Genomic DNA, 1,375 nt, shown 5'->3' on the forward strand with positions numbered 1-1,375 from the left:
TACCCACACCGGCCCCCGCTCCCCTCGACTGCTCGAGGTGAGGTCGTAGAGATCGCCGCGCGTGGAGGCGACGAGGGCGGCGCCGGGGGCGTCGAGGATCTGCCCGGCCAGCCACCCGGACTTGCCGGTGCGGGGGCCACCGAAGATCAGGGTGACGTCCTCGACCGAGGACCACACCCACAACAACCCGCTGCGGCACAACCGCACCGCCACCTCCGGCACCGGCAACCGCCACCGCTCCCGACGGCCCAGACCGGCCAACGACGGCCGGACCGCGGCCGCGCGGCGGCGCATCGCACCGCTCCCGGCGTGACGGACGACGTCGAGGGTCGAGGCGACACCGGACTTGCGCCGAGTGCGCGATCCCCACCGGTTCACCGTCGACGACGACCGGGTCCACCGGTGCCACACCCACACCCCGCCCGCACCGGCGGCCAGTGCGAGGACCGGCAGTCCGACTGCAGTGGCGAGTGCGGCGAGGGGCAGCAGGGCGACTAGTCCGAGGCAGATCGCGAGCACGGTCGCGCCGCGCTTGGCCGCGACCACGGTGCCGGCGACCGCCGCGACCGGGATCAGGAACGTCCAGAGGTTCATCGCAGCATCCCCAGGGCGTAGGCGACGGTGTCGGTGATCGCGCGGGCGTTCGCCGGGCCCATCCGGGAGAACCGGAACCGGTCCTCCCCTAACGCGATCGCCAGGTCCAGCACCGCGACCTCACTCGTCGACGCCCTCGCGAACACATCGGCGTCGAGTGCGGTGCGGGCAGCGGTCCAGTCGATCCAGCAGGTCCCGTCGCGGTCCCGCCCTACACACGCGTCGCGGAACTCCGCACGGGCCGGCCACGTCTCGTGCACGATCAGCAGCCCGACCGCGGCGGCGACGTGCGGGCTGTGCCCGCGCGCCCACCGCCGCAGCCCGATCACCGCGGACGTCGTTGACGTCGGCGCGCTCACCGGGTCACCTCCGCAGGGGTCTGCGCGTCGGCAGGGTTCGTGGCGGAGTCGTCGACGCCGATGTGGCCGATCCGCGACCAGAACGTGTTCGCGATCCGGTCCGCACTCCGCAGGCTCGCGGCGAGCTCGTGCAGGTCCATCGCTGCCATGTCCAGGCGCTCACGCGGATCGACCACGCCCGAGTCGTCGTAGACCGGGCGGGTGTCGCCGTAGTGGGCGACCTGCCAGGCCAGCACCTCCGCCAACCCCGCGACCGCGGCCAGGGCGTCGACCACGTCCGCGGTCATCGCGTAGAAGTCGCTGTGATCCGGGACGGCGGTGCGCTGGGCGTGGACCGCGGCGCGCCAGGCCGTCGCCCCCGCGGCCGTCTCGCGGACCGCTTCCGGGCGTGTGTCGTCGTGGCTCGTGTGGGTGTTCATTTA

2 protein-coding genes and 1 pseudogene are annotated in these 1,375 nt (G+C 73.4%); all 3 read right to left on the reverse strand.

Annotated elements, in window-relative coordinates; translation table 11 throughout:
* Positions 1-594: pseudogene (locus PSU4_RS30875) on the reverse strand (type IV secretory system conjugative DNA transfer family protein); the annotation flags it as partial.
* Positions 591-953 carry a hypothetical protein gene (locus PSU4_RS30880; protein ID WP_147116209.1) on the reverse strand — a complete coding sequence of 121 codons (363 nt, stop codon included), beginning with the start codon at positions 951-953 and terminating at the stop codon, positions 591-593. The pseudogene PSU4_RS30875 and the gene PSU4_RS30880, both read right to left, overlap by 4 nt.
* On the reverse strand, positions 950-1,240 hold the full coding sequence (locus PSU4_RS30885; RefSeq protein ID WP_246115467.1) for a hypothetical protein: 291 nt from the start codon (positions 1,238-1,240) through the stop codon (positions 950-952). Before PSU4_RS30885 ends, PSU4_RS30880 begins: the two co-directional genes overlap by 4 nt.
* Positions 1,241-1,375: the final 135 nt, after the last annotated feature.

The organism is Pseudonocardia sulfidoxydans NBRC 16205 (genome assembly GCF_007989085.1).
Lineage (GTDB): Bacteria > Actinomycetota > Actinomycetes > Mycobacteriales > Pseudonocardiaceae > Pseudonocardia > Pseudonocardia sulfidoxydans.